Origin of the sequence: Chitinophaga caeni (assembly GCF_002557795.1) — a bacterium.
Taxonomy (GTDB): domain Bacteria; phylum Bacteroidota; class Bacteroidia; order Chitinophagales; family Chitinophagaceae; genus Chitinophaga; species Chitinophaga caeni.
Map to the genome: position 1 here is coordinate 4,635,786 of NZ_CP023777.1, position 26,102 is coordinate 4,661,887.

The following is a 26,102-nucleotide window of genomic DNA, read 5'->3' on the forward strand; positions in this document are numbered from 1 at the left end:
TATCACATCACTCAAATCCATTCGGCTTCAAAAGGGGGTTTGAATTTAATGCCCTGTTCGGGATCGGGAATACGGAACGATCTTTCGAATCTTGTGGTTTATCCCACCATTCATTCCCAAACCTGCCCCAACGAACAAGATCGGTCCTACGGTGACGTTCACCTAAGAACTCGCGACCCAACTCCATCACGAATTCATCATCTGTCAAGTTCGCGATATTCATTTCGTAACTATTAGCAGGCCAAGCAGCCGGTTCAAAATTACGTTCGCGAACATCGTCCAGCAGTTGTGCCGCGGCAGTTTTATCACTAGCGCGGTATTTGCATTCCGCTAGAGCATAATATATTTCTGCCAACCGGATCTCGGTAGCAGAGTTGAACTGGAATAATCCTTCAGACATCGGCAGCCAAGGGAATTTTAGCAAGCGCACACCGGAATTTTCTTCACCGGTAATTACATGCGACCCTTCCGACCAACGGCCACCGGGTTTTTCTGAAAATCTTGCCACTTGGTCAACATATGCCAAGGGTTTGCCATTATATTCTTCGGTACCGAGTACAACCTTGGAGCTATCGAAGCCATATCCTTGGGCTTTATTAAACTCGTATTGTGTTCCCACTAGGAAGAAGCCTTCGTAATCGCCTTCGCTGGAAGTAGTTTTAAACGGTTGCTTCCTCTTATCTCCTGTTTTAAATCGCTCGTACGGCATACCTAACTTGTAGGTATACAAGTTGCCATTTTCATCACGGGAAGGCGTTAAATGCACCCCGTTCCAGGAACCCCAATCATTGTCAAGCGAATAACGGGCCTGGTAATGCATCGTGGCATTATACATCCAACTGAATTCGTAAATATTCTTAGCATGTGGAAACTCGAAAATATTTTCAGGGGAGCGGTAACCGTTTATACCTGAGCGGAATGGCCCGCGGTAATCTGTATCGAGAGCGTAAGTACCGTATTTACCATCGATGATATCCTGGGCTACGGCCGCACATTCTGTATATTTAGGAGTTCCTGTCCATGCTTCGGCATTCAGGTATAACCTTACCAACAGGGCTGCGGCACCACCTTGATCCCACCTTCCGATTTTACCGTTTTTAGGTAAATCGGGCAATGATTCTTTCAGTTCCGTTTCGATGTAAGCGAATACTTCTTGCGGGGTCGATTGAGGCTCTATTTTTTGCGGTTCTGTAATAATAGGAACCTCGCGGAAAAAATCAATTAAGAACAGGTAGAACCAAGCGCGCAAAGTTCTTAATTCAGCAATATGATGCGCCTGGTCGGCCTGCGTTAACCCGATCTTAGTATAATCCAAATTGGCAATATCCTGCATAATCACGTTACATTGACCGATACCTTGGTATGGACCAACCCATCCCCCGTTAATATGTCCATCATCAGGGGTCCAGGTATGGCCATGTAAGCGTACCCAATCACCGCCATCATATCCATGTTTACCTTTTTGCGTCCACACGAAATTATCAGCGGTTAGTTCACTGATGAGCCAACGATCGCCATCCCAACCGCACCAATGCCCATGTTCGTAAGGGCGGACTACGGCTGCGATCACCGAGTTTTTATCCTGGTAATATTTATCAGCCGGAAGAATATCAAAAGGTTCCTCGTCTAAGTTGGTACAACTTACCGTGGAAATTATTAGGAGTAGCAATACGCTACTTAATTTTTTCATATTCATGATCATTCATTTTGATTGAAGTATGTGAAGTATGCGCATTAAAGAGTTACTTGTAAACCGATGGTGTAAGTACGAGTAACCGGGTAAACATCGAGGGCACCGTAGCCGGGCGTTAAACCTACGACGCCAATTGCTGTAGGATCAAGCCCGGTAAACTTCGTTACCGTGAATACATTTCTTATACTACCGTAAATACGGGCATTCTTAATAAAATCTGTTTTAAACTTGGGATTCCAACCCAAGGTGAGATTATCAAGCCTGAAATAATCACCATTCTCCAAGAAATAATCCGTGATGACTTTACCGGAAGTGATATGTCCATTGCGGGTATACGCATCTTTCAACAGGTTAATACCGGGTTCAGCTTGTAAGCCGTAATACATTTGATACAAGTTCAACACTTGGTAATCAAACCTTCCCCTGAAGAACAGGTTCAAATCCAAACTTTTGTATCTTAATGTATTTCCCCATCCTAATTCGTAACGGGGAGCTCCATGACCGATATAAGTCCTGTCCCTATCGCCGTTTGCTTCGCTGGAAGCGATGATCTTTTCTTTCCCAACTACCCCATCTTTCCATACAAGGATTTTCCCATCTTCATCAACACCGGCATATTTATAACCATAAAAGCTACCAAGTTCCGTACCCGGATCTAAGCGGTATGCGGGACCAGGATTACCCGGTGATGGAAGATCTTGCAAGTAGCGGTAATTACCTTGGAATTCATTATTAGACCAAGACACCAATTTTGATTTGGCATAAGAAGCAGCAATGGTAGTGCTATATGAGAAATTACGGGAGTTGTAAACATTCCAATTGAGTAATAACTCCACGCCCTTCGCGCTCGTTGTTCCAACGTTAACAAACATTTGTTCATGTAAATACGGCCCCACCGGAACATCGTAGTTATCGAGTATACCATTACTTCTACGATCAAAGAAGTCCAGATTACCGGATAACTTATTATCAAACAGGGAAAAATCTACCCCGATATTATACGATACCGCTCTTTCCCAACGTAAATTCGGGTTATAGTTATTGGCTGGTCCATATACTTGAATCCATTCCCCTTCATCATTTAAATATCTTCCATAGCCCCCATAACGAGCCAGGGAGGTATAACGGGCAAATCCTGAACGCCCCGTTTCACCGTAAGACGCTCTCAATTTTAAATCATTAACAGTTTTGCTACCTTCTAAAAAGGGTAAACTTGAGACTCTCCAAGCAGCTGATACCGCCGGAAACAACCCCCATTTATTATCCACCCCAAACTTGGTATTTCCTTCGTAACGGAAGGAAGCCGACAAGAAATATTTACCGTCAAAATTATAATTCAAGCGGCCTAAAAAGGCAATAAGCTTTTCCTTACTTTTCCATGAATCCATACCTAGGCGACCTTCTTCCCGGTTCCATTGGCCGGCTTCCAAATTATTATAGCTAAAGGCATCCGAAAGAAAGTCCATGTTTTCAGCCCAGAAACCTTGTGTAACGAACTCTTGGTATGAATATCCAGCCATCACATCAATTTCATGCTTATCGATACGGGTGTTGTAATTATTGATCCATTCCAAGGTATAATCGTTCCAACGTTCATTTTGCAACCTGGCACGGCCAGTACGATTGTTGAGGATCGATTCTGCTGACTTCGAAGTATAATATTCCCTTCTCAACATTTCACGACTTTGTTTTGCCAATTTAATCTCAGTACTGAGGTTGCTCAAAATATTCAGCCTAGCATTGAGATCGATGATGGAATAGTTCTGATCAGCGCCATTTTCCCGGGCTAATAAATCCTGCACGGGATTATATGTATCATATCCTTGAAAAGTATTGAACATCGTCGGATCATCGGGATCCATTACCGGGAGTGTAGGATTCAATTTTACCGCCTGTTTAAAGGCATCATAATTTGTATATTCCTCCTTGGCAGTTCTCTGTGAAAGGTTACCCGAAAAAATCAGTTTTCCTTTCAAGGCTTTCTGCCGGAAATTTGCACGGTAGCCGTATTCCTTCCTTTCGGTAGCAATATCGATAGCCGTTTTAGTACGGAAATTACCGGAGATTCTGAACATCGAATTTTCATTTCCTCCACCGACAGCTAATAATTGGTTCTGACCGAAATTATCGGTGCGGATTAGTTCATCGTACCAATTCGTCCTAGCGCCGCGATCGGTATCCCTGCCCTTATCAAGAAATTCTTCAGCGGAAAGTATATCCGGTTTATTAGCTACTACATCATGCTCAAAATAGCTATCATATGTTACAGATACATTTCCAGCTTTCGCTTGCTTAGTAGTAACCAACACCACGCCATTTGCACCCCTTGAACCGTAAATCGCAGCGGCGGCGGCATCCTTCAAAACCGTGATGGATTCAATGTCTTGCAAAGCTATATTCCGTAAATCTCCCCCAGGCATTCCATCGATAATAATCAACGGTCCATTCCCGGCATTTAATGAAGAGGCTCCACGGATCTGGATATCGGTTCCACGGTTAGGATCCCCGGCTGCGGGATTCGAAACAGTAAGTCCGGCAACCTTACCTTCGATCATCTGCATGGGACTATTATAGCCGCCCTGCAAAAAATCTTTACTAGATATGGTGGCCACCGCGCTCGTCAAGTTCCTTTTCTGCACGGTACCATAACCTACTACCACTACATCGTTTAAGCTGTTTACATTCGTCTTCATCGCGATGTCGAGCGTTGTTTTACCCGCCACGGAAATCTCCTGCGATTCGTATCCGATGCTACTGAAAACCAGGATGGCATCGTCTCCGGGAACCGTTAATTTGAACGTCCCATCTTGTTTGGTTAGCGTACCGGTTGTAGTCCCCTTGATCCGGATGCTGACATTAAACATTTTTTCCCCAGTTGTTTCATCGGTCACGGAACCGGAAACCGATTTTGACTGTGCAAGCACAGCACTCACGGTCATTAAAGCAGCGAGTAGCAGTACCCCGCACTTCAATGCCATGCTAGCAATAAATCGATTTAGCAAGAAACCGATTAAAAGCTTTGGATTTTGTAATGCAATTTTCATAACATTTATTTTAGGTTGATAAAGGATGTGTAAAGCGAATATTATATATGCATATCAATTATTTTCAGTAAAGCAAAAAAAATCCCTACGCGAGATATTAGCATAGCTCGCTTGCTTGTAAACATGAACATCAGTGAAGCATTTTTTTACAACCTGGCATACCACTCCCCTCAAGTGCTACCGGTCACTATATGCTGCTACCTTTACAGTCTTATAAATTGGCTATATGTTTGAAAACTAGGACTTCATATTCATAAACATCTGTTTTTCATTAATGAACTGCTAAATCGTTTTTGCAAATGATCCAAACAATTTTTAAAGATCTATGGTTAAAAATCGGCCGTATAAGTTCATACTAAAAGCCATCATTATATTCCAGAGGGGAATTAAGCCCTTATGGTAATAATGAATGTAAAACGTTACGGGAATTGATCAACGTGGAATCAATGCACAATTTGTTTAGCTACCTTATTTTAAAATTTTTTGTGATTTTACTGCCGGAATAAGCAATCATTTAACGCGGATAACTTATCCCAGCTTGACATTGGTTTAACATTTACAACCGTTTTTCAATTTTTGGCTAATCATAATTACATCACAACAAGACTGGATTTCGGCGGATAAAATACCAGCTTTCAAACGTGAACATGTATCAATTTACTAATTCTCACTGCAATAACTCATCATATAACTATTATATCATTCGATGATATTGATATCAATGATGAATAAGCGTATTAAACACAATATACATAGTTTTTCAATTTTTTTATATCATGATTAGTTTTTTTTCTGGAGAATGTGTAAATCTTTTATTTGTCAGAACATATAAATGTACCGGGACTATCTTTTACATATATAAAACCATTATTGTCCGACTAAATTTTCACTGAAAAAATTATCATCGCCATCAAAAGTTCAATTCAATGTCTACCTGCTCATTTCTTGTACTTCTTTGCTTGCCCAAAAAAGGTACCAAAAAAGACACTAATTGGCCATGACGGCCGCCAATTTGATCGCGCGATCTAGCTTTTCTACTACTGTATGGCTTCGCTATCAACAGTGCGAAGTTCCACGGTTCTCTTGGCGGGGCTGAATAGATCTTCCTTATATCCCGGGATAGGAAAGGATTTCAAGTACATTTAAAGCAATTTTAGTCGGACAACAATGATATAAAACTAAATCAGGTATTCCTTATTTACCGGGGTTATGTGATTAAGCGTTCCAAATTGATTACTTGTTCCAAGGGCGGTCTCGCGGTGAATACCCCATTACTTTCACCGGCCCTCATGCCCCTGACGTAACAATAAATGACGCCCCCGAAATGCTGCTCGTAATCAAAATCGTCCAAGCGGCTGGCCAAATATTTTTTTACGGCAACAGTATATATCAAGTATTGTAAATGGTAATTATTATCATTCATCGCTTTGGCTATCGCTTCCCTATTATAATCTGCCGTATCATACCCGAGGTGGTTGGATTTCCAGTCAAGGATATAAAATTTTTGCCGGAACTGGAAAAACATATCAATCTTTCCATTCATTATTCCTTCCAATCCTTGATTACCGGAAATATTAAATCGACGGGCTTCCACGCGGATACCTTCCCCGGAAAATTGGTTTAATGCTGCCGGGAAAAATGCAGGTACGGGGAAATCAAACTCTAATTCCATCAACCTCTTTCCTGGGGGAACTTGTTCCAATTGGAACTGTAACCCATCTATCTCGATGGTAGCTTTCAGTACTTCGTTTAGCAACTGCTCCAACATCGGGGCATATACCTCCCGCTGGTTGGGCGCATAATGATCAATTGCCTGCTGTATGTACTCAGCCCAATGCTTTGATTCATCGAACCGGATATTTTCGAAAAGAAAGTGTAGCAAATTCCCTGTCTTCGCTCCTTTCCGCAGTGTATGGAAAATAAACTGCTCATAATCCTGCAAGCCGGGTCTTTGCTTGGCAACCTGGAAATGCATATTTTTTGCCGCCAGCGAAGTATAACTAAGCTTCCGCCAATTTTCCTGGTAGAGGCTAAAATGTGCGACCACACTGGGTATTTTAGCCGGCAACCGTTGTTCCACACGGTACATTTGTCCCGCTACTGAAGGGATTTCGGCGCCAAGCTGTACTTGTTTTAATCCTTCCGGCAATTTCTCCAGTGCTTGTATAAAGAGACCTAGCGAGGTTGCGGCAAGTTCGTTTTCACCGGCTTTGGCGATTTTCGTATTATGGAATACGTAGCAGGCATAAATGGCCCTCGTGATAGCCACGTATATAAGTCGCCGTTCTTCTTGAATTTTCTGCTGTTCGAAAGATGTAGCTAATTCACCGAGTTGTTTACTTTCAATGCTGATATAATCCCCGGAAACAGGATCGCGCAGGCTTACAAATTCCCTTTCCATCCCCTTACCGAAATCGAGATGGGGCACGATTACAATTTTGTATTCTAAGCCCTTACTTTTGTGTACAGTAACAATATTAACGGCTTCCTCATCACTTTCTACCCTTTGTATATACTCATCCCCCTCGGTTTCCATACCGCTAATTCCTTTCTGGAGCCAGGCAATTACGTCCAGCATTGACAAGTTCTTCCTGGTCTGTTCCTGGTGCAGCAGCTCTGTAAGCTGGATGAAATTGGTAATCACCCGCTCCCCGTCAACCTGGGTATTCATTAATAAAGTGCGCCTCGTATCGAAGTCCTTCATAAATTCCATCATCGCGGTATAGATACCATCTTGCTGCCACAGGTCATTATATTTGGTGAAATACGATAATGTAATTTCCGGCGGCAATTGCAATATTTGCCTGATATTAAACCCTGTAAAACTAGAAAGCAAAGCCCTGTTGATCGCGGCCTGGTTAGGCTGCACGATCGCTTGCAACAAGTACAGTAATTCTACAGCTTCGTCAGATTGCAAAATTCTCGTTTCCTGCAAGGTTACCGAGGGGATGCCATACCTTGATAAATACTTCTTAATATCCTTCCCTTCGGCGTTAGCACGAACCAATATGCCTATATCGGAAGGTTTTATTGCACGCCTATCGCCCTTTACGTAAATATGGAAGGACGGGTCTGTAAGTAAATGCAACACCAAGCCGGCTACTTTTTCCTGTATACTTTCCTTCGTCTTATCATAAATGATCGGCATTGCCTTTACCGCTTGATCGCCATAATTCAAGGTTCCCTTGGAATCTTGATCCGGACTTTCTACCGGTATATATTCAATTTTATCCCCGGAGTCTTCGAAATAAAAGGTATCGAAGCCTTCGTACGGTTGAAAAAATTGGTTCATCGCTTCGATCATATTGCGCGAGCTCCTAAAATTTTGGTTCATACCGTATACATGATCTACCGCGTTCCTCGCGCTGAAATAGGTGAATATATCGGCCTTCCTCCAACCGTAAATACTCTGTTTCGGATCCCCGATATAAAAAAGTATGCTATGATTTTGAAATAGGTTATGAAAAATTTCATACTGGACTTTATCGGTATCTTGAAATTCATCGATAAATACAGCTTTATACTTATTTCTTAATCCCTCTAACAAGCCGCTTTTACCTTGCATAACAGCTTCATGCAAGCTGTTTATCTGCTGGTCAAAACTTAGGGATTGATTAATTTCCATAAATTGTTGAACACCGGCATAAATTTCCTGTATTGCCAAGCAATATAAATACCTGGCAATTTTTTGCCGTAGTAACTCCTGCTGATCTTCTTGTTCCTTTTTAATATTCAGCATCTCCATCAATTCCGGGAACAATTTCCATACATACTTACTTTGTTTTTGCCAATGCACAACAGCCAGCTCATAAAAAGCCCCCACATCATCCATCACCGGTAAGAAGCTCTTCTTGGCATACGAATTTTTACTGACAGGCTCCTTCCACGTTTCAATATTCGATTCAACATACAGGATATGCTCTTCGTAAACCCGCAAATCTTGTTCCTGCAATTGCTGCATTTCTCGTTGCCAGCTTTCGATTAATCCAGGGTTTAGTTGATATTGTTCAGCATGGTTATAGGCAAAATAATGCTTTCCACCCAGGTGCTCTTTCACTATGCTATAGAACTTCTTTTTCATATCGACTTTCCGTATAAAGGAAAGAAGGTTTACCGGGAGTGTCGTAATATGTGTTCTCCAGAATTTATTCACCTCGTTTTCTATAACAGGATCGATGCTGGGCAACATCTCTACACCGAAAACCTGGTCCGTTTCAAATGCAAATTCCCGTAAAGTTTGCCCGCAAAAACTATGAATTGTTTGCACGGCCATCTCATCGAGCAACAAGATAGCATCCCTTAAACGCTGCTCTACAGCCTTCCCCGTATCCTGGTATATTGCTTGTTCAACAATCGAGGCGATATTTCCATCATCGATCGGCTCCTTTCCTTGGCTCGCTTTATACGCCAGGCGGATAAACAGTCTTACCCGGTCTTGCAGTTCCGCTACGGCTGCATTTGTAAAAGTAACCATCAGGATTTCCTTGATAGAAAGCTTTTTTTCCACGATTAGTCTCAATACTAAAATCGCGATGGAATAAGTTTTCCCCGTGCCGGCGCTTGCCTCTATTAAATTACTACCGGATAAGTCAACCCTTGCTGCAGAAAATTCCTTGTATATAACTGGTTTCGACATGTTTCAATATTCTAAAGAGTATCGTCAAAAATGTTGCTCGCCTGTACCGCGGTAGCCTGTATTACTTCCATGCATGCCTCATCCAACCCGTCCTGTTCAAAATAACCGATCCTTACCGCTTTCTTTATATAAGGATCCGCTGTTGATGAAAATGCATTTTCCGAAACGCTGTCCTTTGCCCACTTTTGTACGAAACCGGGTTCCAATTCATTTAACTTCTTCAGGTTAATCCGCCAACCGGGAAAGAAGGGCACCGGTTGTTGCATTCCCCTATTAAATAAAACAATTAATTGCTGTAAACGTATGATCGCTTCCCCCGGTTGCAAGTTAATAGCCTTATACACCGTATTCTCCTTCTTCGTAGATAGAAAAACGCAGGAAGATATTTCGCCGGCGGCAATACCTACTAAATACTTTATATAAGCATCGATCAAATATTTCATTTCTCCTTTCGACCAGCAAACGTATACTAATTGTTTATCAAATATATTCGTTAAGCTCCCCGTAATTTTCGTTTCGCCAACTTGCAAGTCTATATCAACAGTTGCGGGTGACACATCTTGAACTAGCTGCCGGTAAATACGTTTAGACTCGGCCAGTTCTTCTTCCACATTTGCTATTGCAACCGTAGCCATATTTTTCAAGGGAAGTTTCCCGGTTTTCAACAACTTTTGTTGTAAATGCGGTATCCCTCCTTCATCCAGCGGCAACAGGATATTCTTCAGCTGCCATTGATCGAGCTGATCGAGGTCGAAACGTTCGGTTTCCTCAAGTAAAACGCTTTCTTCATTATAATAAATCCCTAAAACTTTATTAAAAAAAGCCTTTACTGGGTGCTTAAAGAAATTACAAAGGTCATCAAGCGGTATCGTGCCGGCATCGATCTCAACTTTTTGCGGTTCCTGTAGCAAATATTCTTCGAAGGAAGCATCCTGGTTATATAAATAATTATACAAATTATTGTCCTGTTGATAATATTTACGGCTGAAACCCTGGAGGGGGTGTTGGGTTACCAATAAAGTTCGTACCAGCTTAGGATCGGTGCATTTATCCTCGATATAATCCAATAGCTCATCCAACAAAGGAGAAGGCGGTAGCAAGGAATTATCCTTATCATTGCGGCCTATATAGCTGATATAAAGATATGCTTTTGCCGATAAAACCGTTTCTAAAAATAAATGCTTATCATTTTCCTTTACATTACGATCCCCCTTCCTCCGTTCTTTATCCATCAAGTTGAAACTGGTTGATTTTTCGGTTCTCGGGAACTTATCAAAATTCATCCCAAGCAAAGCAACTACTTTGAAAGGAATGCTTCTCATCGGGATGAGGGAGCAAAACGTAATACCGCCGTTTACAAATAAACCGGAACGGGTTGCATTTTGTAAAATCTGTTCCAAACTATGATAAAAGACGTTAAAGGAAACCGCTTCTGTTACAAGTTGATGCAACGCGTTGTATTCTGTTAACTGTTTCATCAACTCCGCATAATCTTCATCTATATCATCCTGTGCATCGAAAACAAGGTTCTGGATCAGCTGCTCAATATAACTTACCCAATCCTGGATGGATTTATTTTCTTCCTGTAACTCCACGGCGGTCATCAATGTCTGCGCAAAGTGACAAAAACGTATTACTTCGTGGGTTTCAGCCCCTTCCAGGATATCAAGTGGATAAAAACTTTTACTGCCGGTTCCGTATTCAAGGCTGCCGCTCATGCAGATACCGTACATAATTCTTTGTATGCCATATTTCCAGCTAACATATTGCGTATCATCAGATTCCCTACCTTCTATCCCGAACCTGATGTTGGCGGCCTCCAGTACCGGGCGTATCGATTGCGGATCCGGTATGGCGAAACGTTTACGGATATAACTAAAATCGAGCAGCTGCAATACCTTTTCAGAAGTAAAATTTTCCCTGTTCATCGATAATATTGCCAGTAATGCATTGTAAAGATTATCGCTGTCAGCATAACTTTCATCGGCTATCGTATAACGAAACTTGTAAGGTGCATTATTAAACACGGCCTTGATATATGGAGCGTAAGTATCTATATCGCTGACCATTACCACGATATCCCTCGGTGATAGTTGCTCATTTCCCTTGTCAACTAAATGCACGAGGTAATTATACAGCACCTCTACCTCCCTGGCTACCGTGTAACAAGAATTTACTACCAATGAACCATCTTTCAAATCCGCCGCCGAGAACAGGTGCCTGTCTGCCGTTGCGGCCCTGAAGATATCATCTTGTATTTTACCTAGTAAGCTGCCGGATACAGGCGCTTGAATCCCGATCTCTTCATAGGCATTTAAAAAACTATCGTATGTAAAAAATTGGGAAAAGCTATTTTGAATCAATTGTCCCCAGCCAGTCAATAACGGGTTTCCCGTAGTGGTATACTCCGGGATCGACAATCCCTTTTGTCGCCAGCGGGCCAACTGTTTCTCGGCCCTATCTTCGAACCAGAATACTTCCGGAGCGGGATTGAGGATATGAAAATACACATCGATGTGCCGGGACAGTTCATGTAATATTTTAACGTGGAAAGCGGTGATGATTGATAAGCCAAACAGGTGAACAACCGGCATGCGGGCTGTCAAGTTATTATCTTCCACGCTATGGGAAAGCTTTTCCAGTATATAATTACCGATGGTTGTAGTACCGGGTATACGGGATTGTGTAACCTTTTTCAAGCGCACCCATAACCAGGCTTGCCAATCATTCATCTCTAAACCTTCGTCCGCCTTAGTTTCCCAATCTTCGATCATCTCCGGGCGGTACACCTGGTATTGATCGAACAGATCGGAGAGCTTATCGGCCAAGCCCATCCGCATCAATTCTTCCTGGTGCTTTTGTCCTTGAAAATACGCTGCTACAGCCGGGAATTTATCTTTAAAATCCGCCTGTCCCATTAATTGATATATTAACCAGGATAGGTTTTGCCTTGACAATGTACTAGTAAACGGCCCCCCTAATATATTATATACAAAGTATAATAATTCGTTCGGGCGCATGAACTTGCAATTGGCGGCAATTCCCAAGTATTCAGCCAATTGTTGTTTCAACCAGTTGTTCATACCATCGGTTTGCGTAACGATGAAATGCGGTTGAAATACATTGGATTTGGCATCCATAAGATTGCGTGTAAATCCTATGGAAAGATTTTCTAAAGAATTGGATACTTTTAAATATAATGCCATAATAAATGTTCGTAGCCTAATTATTTTCTTGTAATCTCCGCGCGATGCCCGATGCTCTTTCCACTTTCCGGGAAGCGGCCATCAAGATATTTTTCATGCTTCCTTGCAAGACAACTTGCTGTTTGGCGCGGCTAACAGCCGTATAAAGTAATTCCCTCGTAAGTATTGGCGTTTCTTCCCTGGCCGGCACCAGCACTAAAACCTTGTTAAATTCGGAGCCCTGGCTTTTATGGATCGTCATAGCGAAAGCGGTTTCCGAATCCGACAAATAGCCTGGCAACACGGAGATCAAGCCACCATTACCATCATCGAACCAAGCCTTCATCGTTCCTTCTTCATCACTCCTGATAATACCGGTATCGCCGTTAAATAAACCGTGTTCATAATAATTCTTCGTAAGCATGATTGGCCTGTTTTCGTAAAATACCTGGTGAATATGAAGCAATTTTTCAGCCGACAAATAATCTTCTATTGCCTGATTGACCTGGTAAAGACCTTGATCGCCTTCCCGCACGGCTACTAGTACCCTCAATTGGTTGAGCTTACTTAACGCGCCGTGGATACCCGGAGTTTGGATGAACCCGCGGTACCCATCGATAAATTCGTTAAATATCTTTTTATCACTACCGGTATCAAACAGCACGCCGGGATCAGCTTGCCCAGTGAATGCTTCGATAACTGCCGGATCATTATTTATGATAGCTTTACTCAAGCGACCGATTCCGCTCGTATCTTTAAATCGATGGCTAAATTGCAATTCAATTATATGCTGGAATAATAAATTTTGATCCCCGGTAGCGGCAGTTAACGGCAAGGAGGCTGCCGTGAATTGCTCTAAAAAACCTTTCATAGCATCATCGAAGGTGTTTATTCCCGGTAAGGATTGGCATATATCACCAAACATGCTCCCGGCTTCGACAGAAGCCAATTGATTCTTATCACCGAGCATAATTAAACGGCTCCCGGCGCCTACGGCATCCAGTAATTTCGAGAATAGCGCTACATCGATCATCGAGGATTCATCCACGATAATCACATCGTATGGTAAAGGATTTTCAGCGTTATATTTGAAATACGGGCTACCGTGAATGGATCTTAATAGTCGATGGATTGTTGAAGGAACCAGTTCTTGAAATTTCTCGGCTACCCGCGGTAATCCCGAAGCGGGATTCTTCCTTAAACTTTCTGCCATACGGGCAGCAGCCTTGCCCGTGGGAGCAGCCAAGGCCACTTTCAGCCCCGGGTTTAATGTATATAGTATCGCGAGGAGCTTGGCTACCGTTGTAGTCTTCCCGGTACCGGGGCCTCCCGTGATAATCGTAAAATTGTTGAGTACGGCTGTTAATGCAGCGATTAATTGCCAATCAATAGATAAAACGGGATTGTTGGGAGGGAATAACTGCCGGATAAAATCGCGCAGGGCCGATAATTCTTGCGTTCTCTGTGCGCGGAGTTGTTGTTCATGATGTATGATCGACTTTAACTTGCGATATACCTGTTGTTCGTATTTGAAATATCTCTGCAAGTACAATTTTCCCTTATCAACTATAAAAGGCTGGTAAGCATTTTCTTCCCAGCCGATGATAGGAATTTTCTGTAAGGCTCCATAAATATCGGAGGGTAACGTCCATCCCGCGGGGAGGTACGCTTCCATCGACGAGATATCATCCAGGTCTAGGCAAATATGCCCTTCGCTTAATTTCCTTGATAGCAAATAAGCGAAGGGCCGTATGGATGCAGGATCAAAATATGTTGCAAACTGTTGATGAACATCATTGAAAGTTACGAAAGGGCGCATATTTTTAAATCGATCTTGAGATCGAAATGTACGAAATTTTCCGCGGGTGTGATTTGTTGGGACCAGGTCACTACCTCCCTAAAAATATACCCCAATCGTAAAAAGTTCCGTATATATTTATTGATATGCGCGGCGGAAAGCAGGGGAACATCTTGCCCTACAGTACAACACCGCCCGATACTTCAATTCTTTGAGCATTGATCCAATGCGCGGCGTCACTACACAAAAAGGCCACAACCGGACCGATATCTTCCGGTAACCCTACCCTTCCCAATGCTGTTTGAGAAGCAATTAACGCATTTACATCTTTGTTATCGCGCACCGTGCCTCCACCGAAGTCTGTTTCGATGGCCCCCGGCGCTACCACGTTTACGTTGATCTTCCTAGCGCCCAATTCTTTTGCCATGTATTTGGTCAATGTTTCAACAGCGCCCTTCATTGTTCCATAAGCGGCATATCCCGGCATACAGAACCTGGCCAAGCCCGAAGATAAATTCACGATATGGCCCCCGTCTGCAACCAGGCTCAACAAGGCCTGGGTTAAGAAAAATGTGCTTTTCAGGTGGATGTTAACCAAGGTATCGAATTGTTCTTCCGTTGTTTCAGCAAAGGAAGCATGTATGCCGACACCGGCATTATTGACAAGGGAGTGAAACTCCATGGCATCCCAATACTTGCTTAAAGCTTCGGAAACTTGCGTTTTAAAAGAGAGGAAACTCTTGATATCCGCAACATCGAGTTGCAAGATCACAGCTTTTTGTCCCAGGTCGTGTACGGCAGCTTGGACTTCTTTTGCTGCTTTTTCATTACTGTGATATGTAAAGATGATGTCATGTCCGTCTTTGGCCAAGCTCATTACCATATCTTTTCCTAAACCGCGGCTACCACCGGTAACCAGGGCAATCTTTTGTTTACTCATAGCTAAATATGTTTTTTATATATCGCAAAATTAGAATTGGTACGATTAAAAAAATGGTGAATACGTCAGATTTTAGCCAACTCCACGTGTTTCCTGAAATTCAAGGGGGTAATTCCTACCATACCTTTGAAAAACTTGGTAAAATTGCTCGGATCGGAAAACCCGAAACGGTTACCGATATCTGCTACCGGCATTTTTGTCTCTTTCAGCATCCGTGAAGCTTCTTCAATAATCCTGCTTTCCATCCATTCACACGGCGATTTGCCGGTGGTCAAAGTGATGGTATTCGTTAAATGCCTAGCCTGGATATAGAGCATCTTGGCAAAATCTTTCACGGAAAACCTTTTTTCCGCTTTTAGTTGCTGCAATTCCGATAGGTGCTCTTCCATTAGGTTCATAAAAGATGTCGTAATCTCTGCTTGCCGATTTGATATGTAATTAGGTAGTATCATATGCCTATCTTTTTTACGGATGTAGACCGGGAAACCGTGTATCGAACTACGCCTTTCACGGTTGATATCCCGGCGGGGTAAGCCGGGAACAAGGTAATCAATGCTGTGAACGTCGCTTTTAAATTCAAGGGATCTCAAAAATCCATTTCAAAGTATTAATTACCGCGTCTATTCCCTGTTAAGTATTTGATTTTAAATTCGTTTCCATACCAATTTCCCACTAACTAAGATATTGAACGATTCCCAATTTTATTCCCAATATCTAATACCATTTTCCCTTCTAAGTAGTCGAACGAAACCGGTTTATATTGTAGTTTGCAAGGAATCTACAATTCCATGACATTTGCAGGAATAATAAATTAGTTATATATTTACATTATACTTCATATATTTTCATCCCAATACCATGAAAACTATTTATTTAAGATATTTATTGCTTTGCTTAACAGCGTTGGCATCCTGCACCAAGGCTGATATTATTGGCCCCCCGGGTGGCGGAACCCCTCAAATTGACGGTAATTTAGAATGGGTATATTTAAAAAGTCAATCGCAAACTAGTATTGAAAATGAAGGGAGTAAAATGATCGTCGAGATGAAAGGCGAAGGGGCAAACTTTTCCGGTACCAATACCGTAACCATGTCTAATGGGAAGTTTACTTCCTCGCAATTTACATATGACTATACTTATACACTGGTTTCCAAGACCTATTTTGATAATGAATTGTTTTATGCCGACAGTGTTTCCGATGTTGGTCCATACAATGCTATGGCAGCGACGATGGATTATACGATGAAAGGAAAGGATTCGATTATTTTGCATAACCCGGAGATGTTTATATCGCAAACGGGTTACTCTTACAATTCAACCGAACCAATCGATCTTAAGGGTATATATTCCTGGGATAATGATGTAATTACCATTACCGGGATGATGGAAGGTATTCTAAAAAGCAATTACCCCGGTGAGGAAGACCTACCGGTTTATCTTCATAACGAGGTGACCATGCGTTTGAAACGTAAATAAACTTTTTGCTTGCTGTATAATGTACTTCCTATCGTAGCATGAACTCATAAACGGTTCAATCGTTTAATTATTTAATGGGGCGGTTCTGCTAAAATACTTCTTCATCTTACAACTATAACTCATATCTAGGTAATTATGTCCCGGATTTTTTATTTCGGGGTGAACTCATCGCTTTGCAGGTTGTTGAAATTCTATAATACAATCCTGTATATGAAAAATGTTTATAGAAAAACAGCATTCCCGGTAGATCAAGCCAGGACTTACTTGGAACCGGGCCCAATTGTATTGGTTAGCAGTCAATATGGGCAGAAAAAAAATGTTATGACAATGGGATGGTATACCGTTATGGAATTTAATCCATCCTTGGTGGGATGCATGATTACCGCCGCCAATGATAGCTTCGAATTAATTCGTAAAAGCGGTTGCTGCGTTATCAATCTGCCCACCTACTCCATGATTGAAACAATTATTGGAATAGGAAACGATCATGGCTCTTCTGTTGATAAGTTTAAAAAATATCAATTAAAATATTCAGATGCTCATACGGTTGCTGCACCGGTATTAGACGACTGTTATGCCAACTTCGAATGTCGCCTGTACGATAAGAAATTGCTTAACACTTATAATTTCTTCATATTCGAAGTAACTTATGCTGCGGTCGCAAAATCCCCCAAATATCCTCAAACGGCACATTACCGGGGCAGTGGCTTATTTATGGTTAGCGGGGAAACGGCATCTTATAAAAAATTATTCAAGCGTAAAGATTTATAATTCCCATTTTCTCCTTTCGCGGGTACATTTTTGGTATCACGACGCTCCTTATTAAACTATTTTCCCTATTAATCAAGGAATTAACCCCTTTATTAATCTCCTTGTTAATGGGTCTCCCTTTTATTTGCAAGCAGATAATTTTATGCTACCATTGATTCCACTTATGATGAAAAGGCAAAAGTTTCATGACCGCGAAAGATCTTATTCAACAGACCTTAACGGGAAAAATGCTGCACAACCATAAAAAAATATTACTTCGAATAACATTTTTATGTGCTAGCGAACTTCTTTTCATTACATTTCGCCCGGAATTCCCGGCACAGTTAACAAATTGTGACCGGGAACATTACCGGGTTTCCAGTTCCAGATTTCTATTAACCAAATTATGTATCAGAACTTAATTAAACACAGCAAAGTTGTATGCCTAGGGTTATTATTCTTTACAAACTTCCATGCTGCAAAAGCCCAAAATCACCTAGGGAAAGGAAATTTACAATACGTAGATCCCCGGATCGGGAATGTTGGGCAGCTCCTGGTTCCAACGCGCCCTACCGTGCAACAACCCAACCAGGTGATCAGGATGTACCCATTAAGACAGGATTACCTTGATGACAGGATCAAGGCCTATCCCTTAACAATTGTTTCCCACCGGCTGGGAGAGGCTTTCAGTATCAAACCCGTTTCGGGGGAAGTGAGCGCCGCAAGCTGGAAAAAGGCACTACCCTATGATCATGACTTGGAAATTACACGGCCCTGGTATTACGAAGCCTGGCTTGTCGATGAAGAAATAACGGTAAGGTTTACCCCTGGCAAAAAAGCCGGAATTTTTGAATTCGAGTTTGATAAAACCGGGGACGCCTACCTATTATTCCAATTACTCAACGGGAAGAAAGGCTCTTATTCTTTCCAAAATGATTCAGTATTAACGGGTATGGAGATTTACCATGATGATATACCGATTTATCTCTACGGTGTCTTCAACCGGCAAGTGATAGCCGGGACATTGCAAAATAACCAGGTAAAAATGCTCAACCACGGGGAATCAGCCAACAAATTAGTTGTAAAACTAATGGCAGCGCAACCTCGGCAGCTCAGTTTTAAATATGCTATTTCCTTTATCAGCGCGGAACAGGCTAAGCAAAATTTCGAGGAAGAGCTGCATGGAAAGAACTTTAAAAATTTATATACAGAGGCTGAAAATGCTTGGGATAATGTGATTAACCAAATAGAGGTCAGCGGTGGAACAGTGGCGCAGAAACGTTCATTCTACACCGCGCTATACCGTTGTTATGAACGCATGGTTGACATTACCGAAGATGGTCGCTATTATAGCGGCTATGACAAAAAAGTTCATAATTCTGAAGGGAGACCTTTTTACGTTGATGATTGGACTTGGGATACTTACTTGGCGCATCATCCGTTAAGAACATTATTGCATCCGGGACAAGAAGAAGACATGCTACAATCATTTGTAAAAATGTACGAGCAAAGCGGCTGGATGCCTACCTTCCCGGTATTGTTTGGAGATCATGCATGCATGAATGGGTTTCATAGCACCGTAATGTTTTTGGATGGCTACCGCAAAGGATTAAGAAATTTTGACAGGGAGAAAGCATTCGAAGGTATGTTGAAAAATGCCGAAGAAGCAACCATGCTACCATGGCGCAATGGCCCCAAAACGGGATTAACAGATTTCTATCATCAAAATGGCTATTTCCCGGCATTACATCCGGGTGAAAAAGAAAGCAATCCATTGGTGCATCCCTTCGAAAAAAGGCAAGCCGTGGCGGTAACATTAGGTCATAGTTATGACGATTGGGCATTGGCTTCGTTCGCGCAGGAAATCGGCAGGCAGGATACCTATAAAAAATATATCCGCAGGGCCCAAAACTATAAAACCTTATGGAAAGCTGATCAACAACTTTTCATGCCTAAAGATGAAAAAGGTCAATGGATTAATATAGATCCTAAATTTGATGGCGGCATGGGGGGCAGGGATTATTACGATGAAAATAACGGTTGGACATACCTTTGGCAAGTGCAACAGGACATTCCGGGTCTCGTGGAATTACTAGGTGGTAAAAATGGATTTGAAGCTAAGCTGGACCAGCTGTTCAGGGAGGGTCTTGGCCGTTCTAAATATGAATTTTGGTCGAAATTCCCGGATGCAACCGGTTTAGTTGGACAATATTCCATGGGCAATGAGCCAAGCTTTCACATTCCTTACCTGTACAATTTCACGAATGCCCCATGGAAAACACAACAACATATCCGTTTCCTATTAGACACCTGGTTCAAGGATAATATTTTCGGAATCCCCGGAGATGAAGATGGCGGTGGAATGACAGCCTTCGTAGTATTTTCTTCCTTGGGATTCTATCCCATTAGTCCGGGCATGCCTATTTATACATTAGGCAGTCCATTATTTGAATCATCGACGATACGATTAGAAAATGGCAAACAATTCAAAGTGATTGCGCACCATGCATCGAAAGTTAACAAGTACATTCAATCCGCTAAATTGAACGGAAAAGAATTAAAAACTCCGTTCATCAATCATCAACAAGTGATGTCCGGGGCCGTACTTGAGTTGGAGATGGGCCCGAAACCCAACAAAGATTGGGGGATTACAAACTAAACATATTTTAACCAGGGAGAAAGAAAGGTTGCCTCAAAAGTAATCTGAAGGGCTTGAGAATTGCGTAAACGAAATTCCTCTCCATCAGGTGTACCCGAATAAAATCGGGCAAAAGTTACTTTTGAGGCAACCTCTTTTCTAAATTCTTTACCTAAAAAATATCATTATTGTCCGACTAAATTTTAACCGGGGAGCAATTCGATCCCTCGATAGTTCGATTCAATGTTTATCTGCCCTTTTCTTGTACTTTTTTGTTTACCCAAAAAAGCACGAAAAAAGGGCACAAATTGGCCATTACGGCCGCCAATTTGATCGCTCGATCCGGCCTTTCTACTACTGTATGCCCAACCTACCCTTCGCTATCAACAGTGCGAAGTTCCACGGTTCTCTGGCGGGGGGTGAATGTATCATCCTTCGCTAATATCCTTGACCAGGTAAGGAATTAAAGTACCTTTAAAGCATTTTTAGTCGGACAACAATGAAAAAATATCATTTTATCTAATAACCCTATTTCAAAAACATGGACAGCACAAAATCCATTCATTCCAATAATCAATACATCTAAATATCTAAATTTCTAAACAATCCAACAACCAGTATAATGAAATCCGTGTAATCCGTGCAATCCGTCCTACAATCCGTGAACCTCGTTGTAAAAGTCTTCATTCTTATCAACGCATGCTACGGCCTGCACTTTTGCTTTGGGGTTCAAAATTGTAAACGGCTTATCAGCAATATAATTCCTCATCCGGCTACCTATCACGGAAACTGTCAACAATTCGTTACCACGGATTAGCATAAAATCATTTGACTGCTGTACATTCGTCAATGCGCCGTTATCTCCTGAAAATGTTTCCACGTTAGTAAATGCCGTATGCCCTTGTCCCTCTATGATGATAGGATGGGTTTCTTCGACTGATTTACCGGCATTCGCGATAATCGAACCTTGGGCAATCTGCCAGTTCCTATTTTTCGTATTGGCGCCTTGTTTCAATATCCCAACTGCCACGCAATCCAAGTTAAAATTGGTTAACTGGCCATAGCTTTCATCGCCCAATTTAATGCCGCCATAAGTACCGAAAGTAAATACATCCATCATCTGCGCATTATCGGTATGGTTAATGGCATATGCAAAGCTCCCTTGATTTACAACATTATCAATTACCGCCTTAGAGAAATGCAACCCGATTTTTCTCATGATAGCCGGGTTTACATGGCAATGTAAGAACCGGGGAATGTCATAACAATAATCAATCCTGATAAACTCACCGCTCAAGGGATAAGCATAACAATGTTCAATTAAGATCAGCTCGCAAATAAACCGCCGGCTAGCATTGAAATCGAAAGTAATCCACTCCCCGTAAAACGTTAGGTTCGACAATGTTACTCCCTGCGTACTATGCGTTTTACTGACCTGTATGGTAGGCGGGTATTTAATGACCTTAGCCGGGTCTTTTAATTCCTGCTCAGCATACCAAAATTGAATACCCCTGATCTGCGTAGCAGATTCTACCGTGATAAATGCATGATCGGCATCAACTATTTTAAAAACACTCCCAACTGGCGCATTTTTTTCCGGGTGCTTCGTTCCGCGGGGAGTTGGACCATGTACACCGATTAGGGAAACATTTTGCTTCAAGACGATGCCGCTCTTTACGGTGTAAGGTTCTTCCGAAGGATCCACGAACAAAGCCGCGCCGGACTTTGCAGCCCAATCGATGGCAGCCTGTAAGTTCTTAGCATTTTCTGCTGCCGAATTTCCCGGTAACACGTTAAAATCCCTGATACTCCTGTAAGTACTGTCGTTACCCAAACCGAACAGCGGCAAACAGCAACAACATAACAACCAAAATAAATTCTTCATATTCCAATGTTTAGTTCAAAATCTTAAGATAGCAGTGAAGCGAAACCGGCCATTACCTTAACGGCCGGGTACTATTATATCCCGGTAGGCCATGGAACCATTTTGCAGCTTCCCCGGTTAACCACAGGTAATGATCGGTGGGTAAACCATCCTCGATACCTACGAACTTTTTATCTGCATTAAGAGGCACTTTACTATCATTCAAACATTTATAAATAGCGGTTCCTTCATCGATTTCATCAAACATCGCCACATACAATGATTGTGCGCCCGAAAGCTTGGCGCCCGCCACTTGCTTCCAAAGGAAATCGCCATTTAGCCTGGGAATAGAATGGTATTCATTTGGATTTGCTTGCAGGTTCCCCCAACTAAAGCCGGGGAACACCAACGGCACGTAACCTACCTTATTATCGCGGCACCATTGTATATCAGCGGCTAATGCAGCGCCGGCAACATCGAGGTAGTTATCGTTATTGTACCTACCAACCGCCCAAGGCATTACCAGGTCAACCTTCTTGATGAGCTCATGCAAACCAGGGTTATTCTCGGTATCATTATTGAAAGTTCTCCAATAATAAGGTACTCCCAATAATATGGACACTTTATTGTTGGGGCCCTTCAGCTTTTCAATCAAAGTATTTGCATCAGCAACGGTATACTTGCGGTTATCATTGAATCCCACGCCCCAAATCGCCAGCATTGGCCTACCGTTATGGCGCAAGTAGGTAGGATGTTGGTGGTTGTTGAACAAATCAAAATTCTCAATTAACTCGTTCCAATCTTGTTCCACGTAGGCAACATCTCCAGGGTTGCAGCCGCTCAGGTCATACATAATAGAAATAGCGCGGCCGTATTTTTCTGCCGCAGCCAAAGCATTTTCCAAGACCTTATTAAAATGATTTTTCCCTTTCGGGTTGCTGTTTTTAATTTCAACAACGAAACGCTGCATAAATACACCATCAATACCGTAATCTTTCATCCATTTAAAATGGAGATCTACCGATTCGGCATCATAAGGACTATACAAATAAGCGCCGGTTCCATCAGTAAATTTAAAAGGTGTTAGGTAAGTCTTGGTATATTCAGAAACATCCGGCCAAAAATCGATCGTAGAGCAACCTGGTAAAAATCCACCGCAGCTACCATTCTCATAATGGTACCAACCTCTTTGGGAGGCATCCCCTTCCGCGGCAAACCAGCCTTGGTAGCCGGCCATCACCAATTTATCATAAGCTGTATACAAGCAACCCGTTTCATCATAAACAATCTCGGTACTATCCACCAGCCCAGGTTCGGCGGAACCGTTATTATCTTCTTTGCTTTTCGAGCAACATGCACAAAATACTAGCAAGACAAATACATATACTTTCAAAAATTTCATGGCAATAAAATTATACCCGGGAGGCCAGCGCCCCCCGGTAAATGAAATAATAAACGGTCAATGACTAGAGGTCTATTTGCTGCGCCTGGTAGTAGTTAAACTTGGCTTCACCGATATCTATCAATGCTCCAACGCGGAAATAATAGCTTTTCCCTGCCGGGATTTCCGAGCGCCTATCATAAGTATTCATTTCTATAGAATACAAATGATCGGGATCGCTTACGGCATTCAATTCAACTTCCTGGGCTGCCAAGCGCATCGGTTCACCAACGCGGGAATCAGTATGAACGTATAAACCGATTTTCTTCACATTGTTGATTACGTTTTGCTCCAATTTAAAAGTGGCCAACACGGTATTCTCGGAATTCCGGGTAATATTTACATCTTTTATACGGATGTAGGGAGTCACTTCAAAATCTAGGGTCGTTTGCCCCTTAATTGCAATATCCTGCGATTTTAGCGCGATAAAGTTGCCCCTTACCGGGGTGATGGTATAAGTATTGGCAAACAGCATGGTGTTAGCATACGTACCATCATTCTTTACCACGAGGTATTGAGGCTGCACATTTTCATAACCGTGTTCCAATATTTCGATAGTGGTACCCCTGATAATATCTTGTTGAACCAACTCCCCGGTTTGCACATCAATGAACCTGCCGGAAAGTCCGGCAGTAGGGCCATCGTAATTATCCTTTTCGCAAGCCGCGAAAGCCAGCGCGAGGAAACATATCAATATTTTGATCGATTTCATGATTAAATTTTTTATATCCAAACAATTCTAGTATTCCGGGTTCTGAATGGCGCCATTTGAAGCAACACCCGGAATAGGCCTGTAATATGCTTTCGTTTGAAAGGTTTTAGGATTCGTGTTCTGTACATTTACCCTTAAGAAGATGTATTTTTCTTCCGGGAGAGCCCTAAGATCCCTGATAGGCATCAAGGCATGCATCATGCGGTTATTGAATTGGGTATGGTATTCCCGGCGCCTGATCAAATCCCAGAACCTCTTGTTCTCGAATGACAATTCAACCCTCCTTTCCCTTTGTACGTTCTCAACTGTTAACGGGATGTCTACGGTATGTGCGGCCCTTCTGCGTGTGGCGTTCATATAAGTTGCAGCCAAGGAAGCATCCCCCAAACCGCTTTCAACAACAGCTTCTGCATAATTCAGTAAGATCTCGGCATAACGGAATTCTACAAAATCGGTAGTGCTATTATTCCACCCGGCTTGAATCGGTTGGTTTTGATTCATAAATTTCTTAAATGAAAAACCGCTACGGGTATTATTTCCCCCGTAAGTATCGAAGCCTGAATATTGACTTGGTCCCGCGGCGCCATAACTATAATATGTTTGTCCATCTACAGTAACCTGGTCCGTGGTACGAATTACCACTTGCCCGCCCGGTTTGATATAACCGGCCTGGATAATAATCGGTATACCTTTCCATTCAGTACCCGGTAAGATGGCTGTGCCCCATAGCCTGGCATCTTTGCCATCGAAGATATCGTAAGGGTGGTTATACGCTAAATAATCTCTTGATGGAGTATACCCGTTGTAATCGGTAATATTACCATCAACGGTAGTTATGATCGGGGCATCGTGCCCGGGGTTATTATAATTTTCATAAATATCCACAAAATCCAATGAAGGGTTCATCCTGCCCGGATGCGGCCATCCGTTTGCAACCTGCGCTGGTTGATACCATATATCATAGTTGTGACCCAAGAAATTCCCTTGCAAGGTATAACCCTTTATCATGATAGCTTCGTCATCCGCGATGATATTCGGATCTTGAAACATTTGCCTGTAATTCTCGGCAGCTTCTGCGGGGCTGGAAGGATTGGGTTTGTAAAGATTAAATTTACCGGAATTTATAACCGCGATCGAAGCTTCGATACACTGCTGGTAATAAGCGTTCGCATCGCCGGCATTAAGACCAACTAAACCTTGGCTAACAGCGACACCCGACATGGGCGCGCGGCTACCGAATTTAGCTAAGGATGCCGCGTGTAAAGCAGCTCTTGATTTTAATGCGTAGGCAGTCCATTTATTAGCCCTCCTACCCTTTTCTTCACCCAGGTTGCTGATGGCTTCATCACATAATTGCAAAATATAATCCCAGGTTTCTTTCTCGGTGCTCCTGGGCACTTTTAAATCGTCCGGGTTAGAAGAATATTGCTGTGATTCCTTGATCAATGGTACACCACCGTAGCGCTTGGCTAAACCGAAGTAAGCGAAAGCTTTTAGGAAAGCGCTTTCCCCTTGTAACCGGGCGCGGTCTTGCGAAGTAATATCCAGGTCAGGTATTACATCGGATAATAAATTCACATCCCGGATTAATTTATAACCGGGTTCCCACCAACCGAAATCTCCATCTCCAAAAAAATCACCGAAATCGGAATGCACTGCTTCATCGGTAACCATCGCGGCAGCAAACCCGCCGTTGTTGGGATCTTGACCGTTAGTATTGAAGCCGTTTCGAAAGTAAGCAAAGTCTTCTATCGGCAATTGATAGTATAGGTTTGCCATATACTGCTCCACACCCTTGGGATCGCTAAATAAATCTTCCGCTTTAATTTTGTCGGTCGGATCAATATCCAAGATATTGCTACAACTACTAGTAATAAGCAAACTCAAGGAAAAGCCAACTATATATTTATAAAATCTCATGACCA

General features: G+C 42.3%; 14 protein-coding genes. 3 read left to right on the forward strand and 11 right to left on the reverse strand.

Annotation, left to right across the window (positions count from 1 at the left end):
- Window positions 1–7 precede the first annotated feature (7 nt).
- From COR50_RS19405 to COR50_RS19435, 7 genes are all read right to left on the reverse strand, one after another.
- A complete protein-coding gene (locus tag COR50_RS19405) occupies window positions 8–1,696 on the reverse strand; it encodes a RagB/SusD family nutrient uptake outer membrane protein (protein WP_198405711.1) in 1,689 nt (562 codons plus the stop codon).
- Between the two features lie 38 nt (window positions 1,697–1,734).
- Window positions 1,735–4,737 carry a SusC/RagA family TonB-linked outer membrane protein gene (locus tag COR50_RS19410; RefSeq protein ID WP_098195535.1) on the reverse strand — a complete coding sequence of 1,001 codons (3,003 nt, stop codon included), beginning with the start codon at window positions 4,735–4,737 and terminating at the stop codon, window positions 1,735–1,737.
- Between the two features lie 1,207 nt (window positions 4,738–5,944).
- Window positions 5,945–9,373, reverse strand: coding sequence for an exodeoxyribonuclease V subunit beta (recB, locus tag COR50_RS19415; RefSeq protein WP_098195536.1), 3,429 nt, complete (start codon window positions 9,371–9,373; stop codon window positions 5,945–5,947).
- An 11-nt stretch (window positions 9,374–9,384) separates the two neighbouring features.
- The gene (gene recC, locus COR50_RS19420) at window positions 9,385–12,579 is read right to left on the reverse strand and encodes an exodeoxyribonuclease V subunit gamma (protein WP_098195537.1); all 3,195 of its coding nucleotides are present in this window, start codon (window positions 12,577–12,579) and stop codon (window positions 9,385–9,387) included.
- Between the two features lie 16 nt (window positions 12,580–12,595).
- Entirely contained in the window at window positions 12,596–14,377 is a 1,782-nt protein-coding gene (gene recD, locus COR50_RS19425; protein ID WP_098195538.1) for an exodeoxyribonuclease V subunit alpha, read from the reverse strand.
- A 157-nt stretch (window positions 14,378–14,534) separates the two neighbouring features.
- Window positions 14,535–15,296, reverse strand: a complete 762-nt coding sequence (locus COR50_RS19430; protein ID WP_098195539.1) for an SDR family NAD(P)-dependent oxidoreductase — start codon at window positions 15,294–15,296, stop codon at window positions 14,535–14,537.
- Window positions 15,297–15,361: 65 nt separating this feature from the next.
- Window positions 15,362–15,886: a helix-turn-helix domain-containing protein gene (locus tag COR50_RS19435; RefSeq protein WP_098195540.1), complete on the reverse strand. Its 525-nt coding sequence runs from the start codon at window positions 15,884–15,886 to the stop codon at window positions 15,362–15,364.
- Between the two features lie 268 nt (window positions 15,887–16,154).
- Between COR50_RS19435 and COR50_RS19440 the strand changes: the two genes are divergently transcribed.
- From COR50_RS19440 to COR50_RS19450, 3 genes are all read left to right on the forward strand, one after another.
- Complete coding sequence (locus COR50_RS19440; RefSeq protein ID WP_098195541.1) at window positions 16,155–16,772, forward strand: hypothetical protein; 618 nt, start codon at window positions 16,155–16,157, stop codon at window positions 16,770–16,772.
- A 210-nt stretch (window positions 16,773–16,982) separates the two neighbouring features.
- Window positions 16,983–17,543, forward strand: a complete 561-nt coding sequence (locus tag COR50_RS19445) for a flavin reductase family protein (RefSeq protein ID WP_098196325.1) — start codon at window positions 16,983–16,985, stop codon at window positions 17,541–17,543.
- A 385-nt stretch (window positions 17,544–17,928) separates the two neighbouring features.
- Entirely contained in the window at window positions 17,929–20,181 is a 2,253-nt protein-coding gene (locus tag COR50_RS19450; protein ID WP_098195542.1) for a GH92 family glycosyl hydrolase, read from the forward strand.
- 631 nt (window positions 20,182–20,812) lie between these two features.
- On the opposite strand, the gene COR50_RS19455 is transcribed toward COR50_RS19450, so the two are convergent.
- From COR50_RS19455 to COR50_RS19470, 4 genes are all read right to left on the reverse strand, one after another.
- The gene (locus COR50_RS19455) at window positions 20,813–22,045 is read right to left on the reverse strand and encodes a hypothetical protein (protein WP_098195543.1); all 1,233 of its coding nucleotides are present in this window, start codon (window positions 22,043–22,045) and stop codon (window positions 20,813–20,815) included.
- Window positions 22,046–22,097: 52 nt separating this feature from the next.
- The gene (locus COR50_RS19460) at window positions 22,098–23,426 is read right to left on the reverse strand and encodes a glycoside hydrolase family 71/99-like protein (protein WP_098195544.1); all 1,329 of its coding nucleotides are present in this window, start codon (window positions 23,424–23,426) and stop codon (window positions 22,098–22,100) included.
- 64 nt (window positions 23,427–23,490) lie between these two features.
- Window positions 23,491–24,177, reverse strand: coding sequence for a DUF3823 domain-containing protein (locus tag COR50_RS19465; protein ID WP_098195545.1), 687 nt, complete (start codon window positions 24,175–24,177; stop codon window positions 23,491–23,493).
- Window positions 24,178–24,204: 27 nt separating this feature from the next.
- On the reverse strand, window positions 24,205–26,097 hold the full coding sequence (locus COR50_RS19470) for a RagB/SusD family nutrient uptake outer membrane protein (protein WP_098195546.1): 1,893 nt from the start codon (window positions 26,095–26,097) through the stop codon (window positions 24,205–24,207).
- Between the last annotated feature and the right edge of the window lie 5 nt (window positions 26,098–26,102).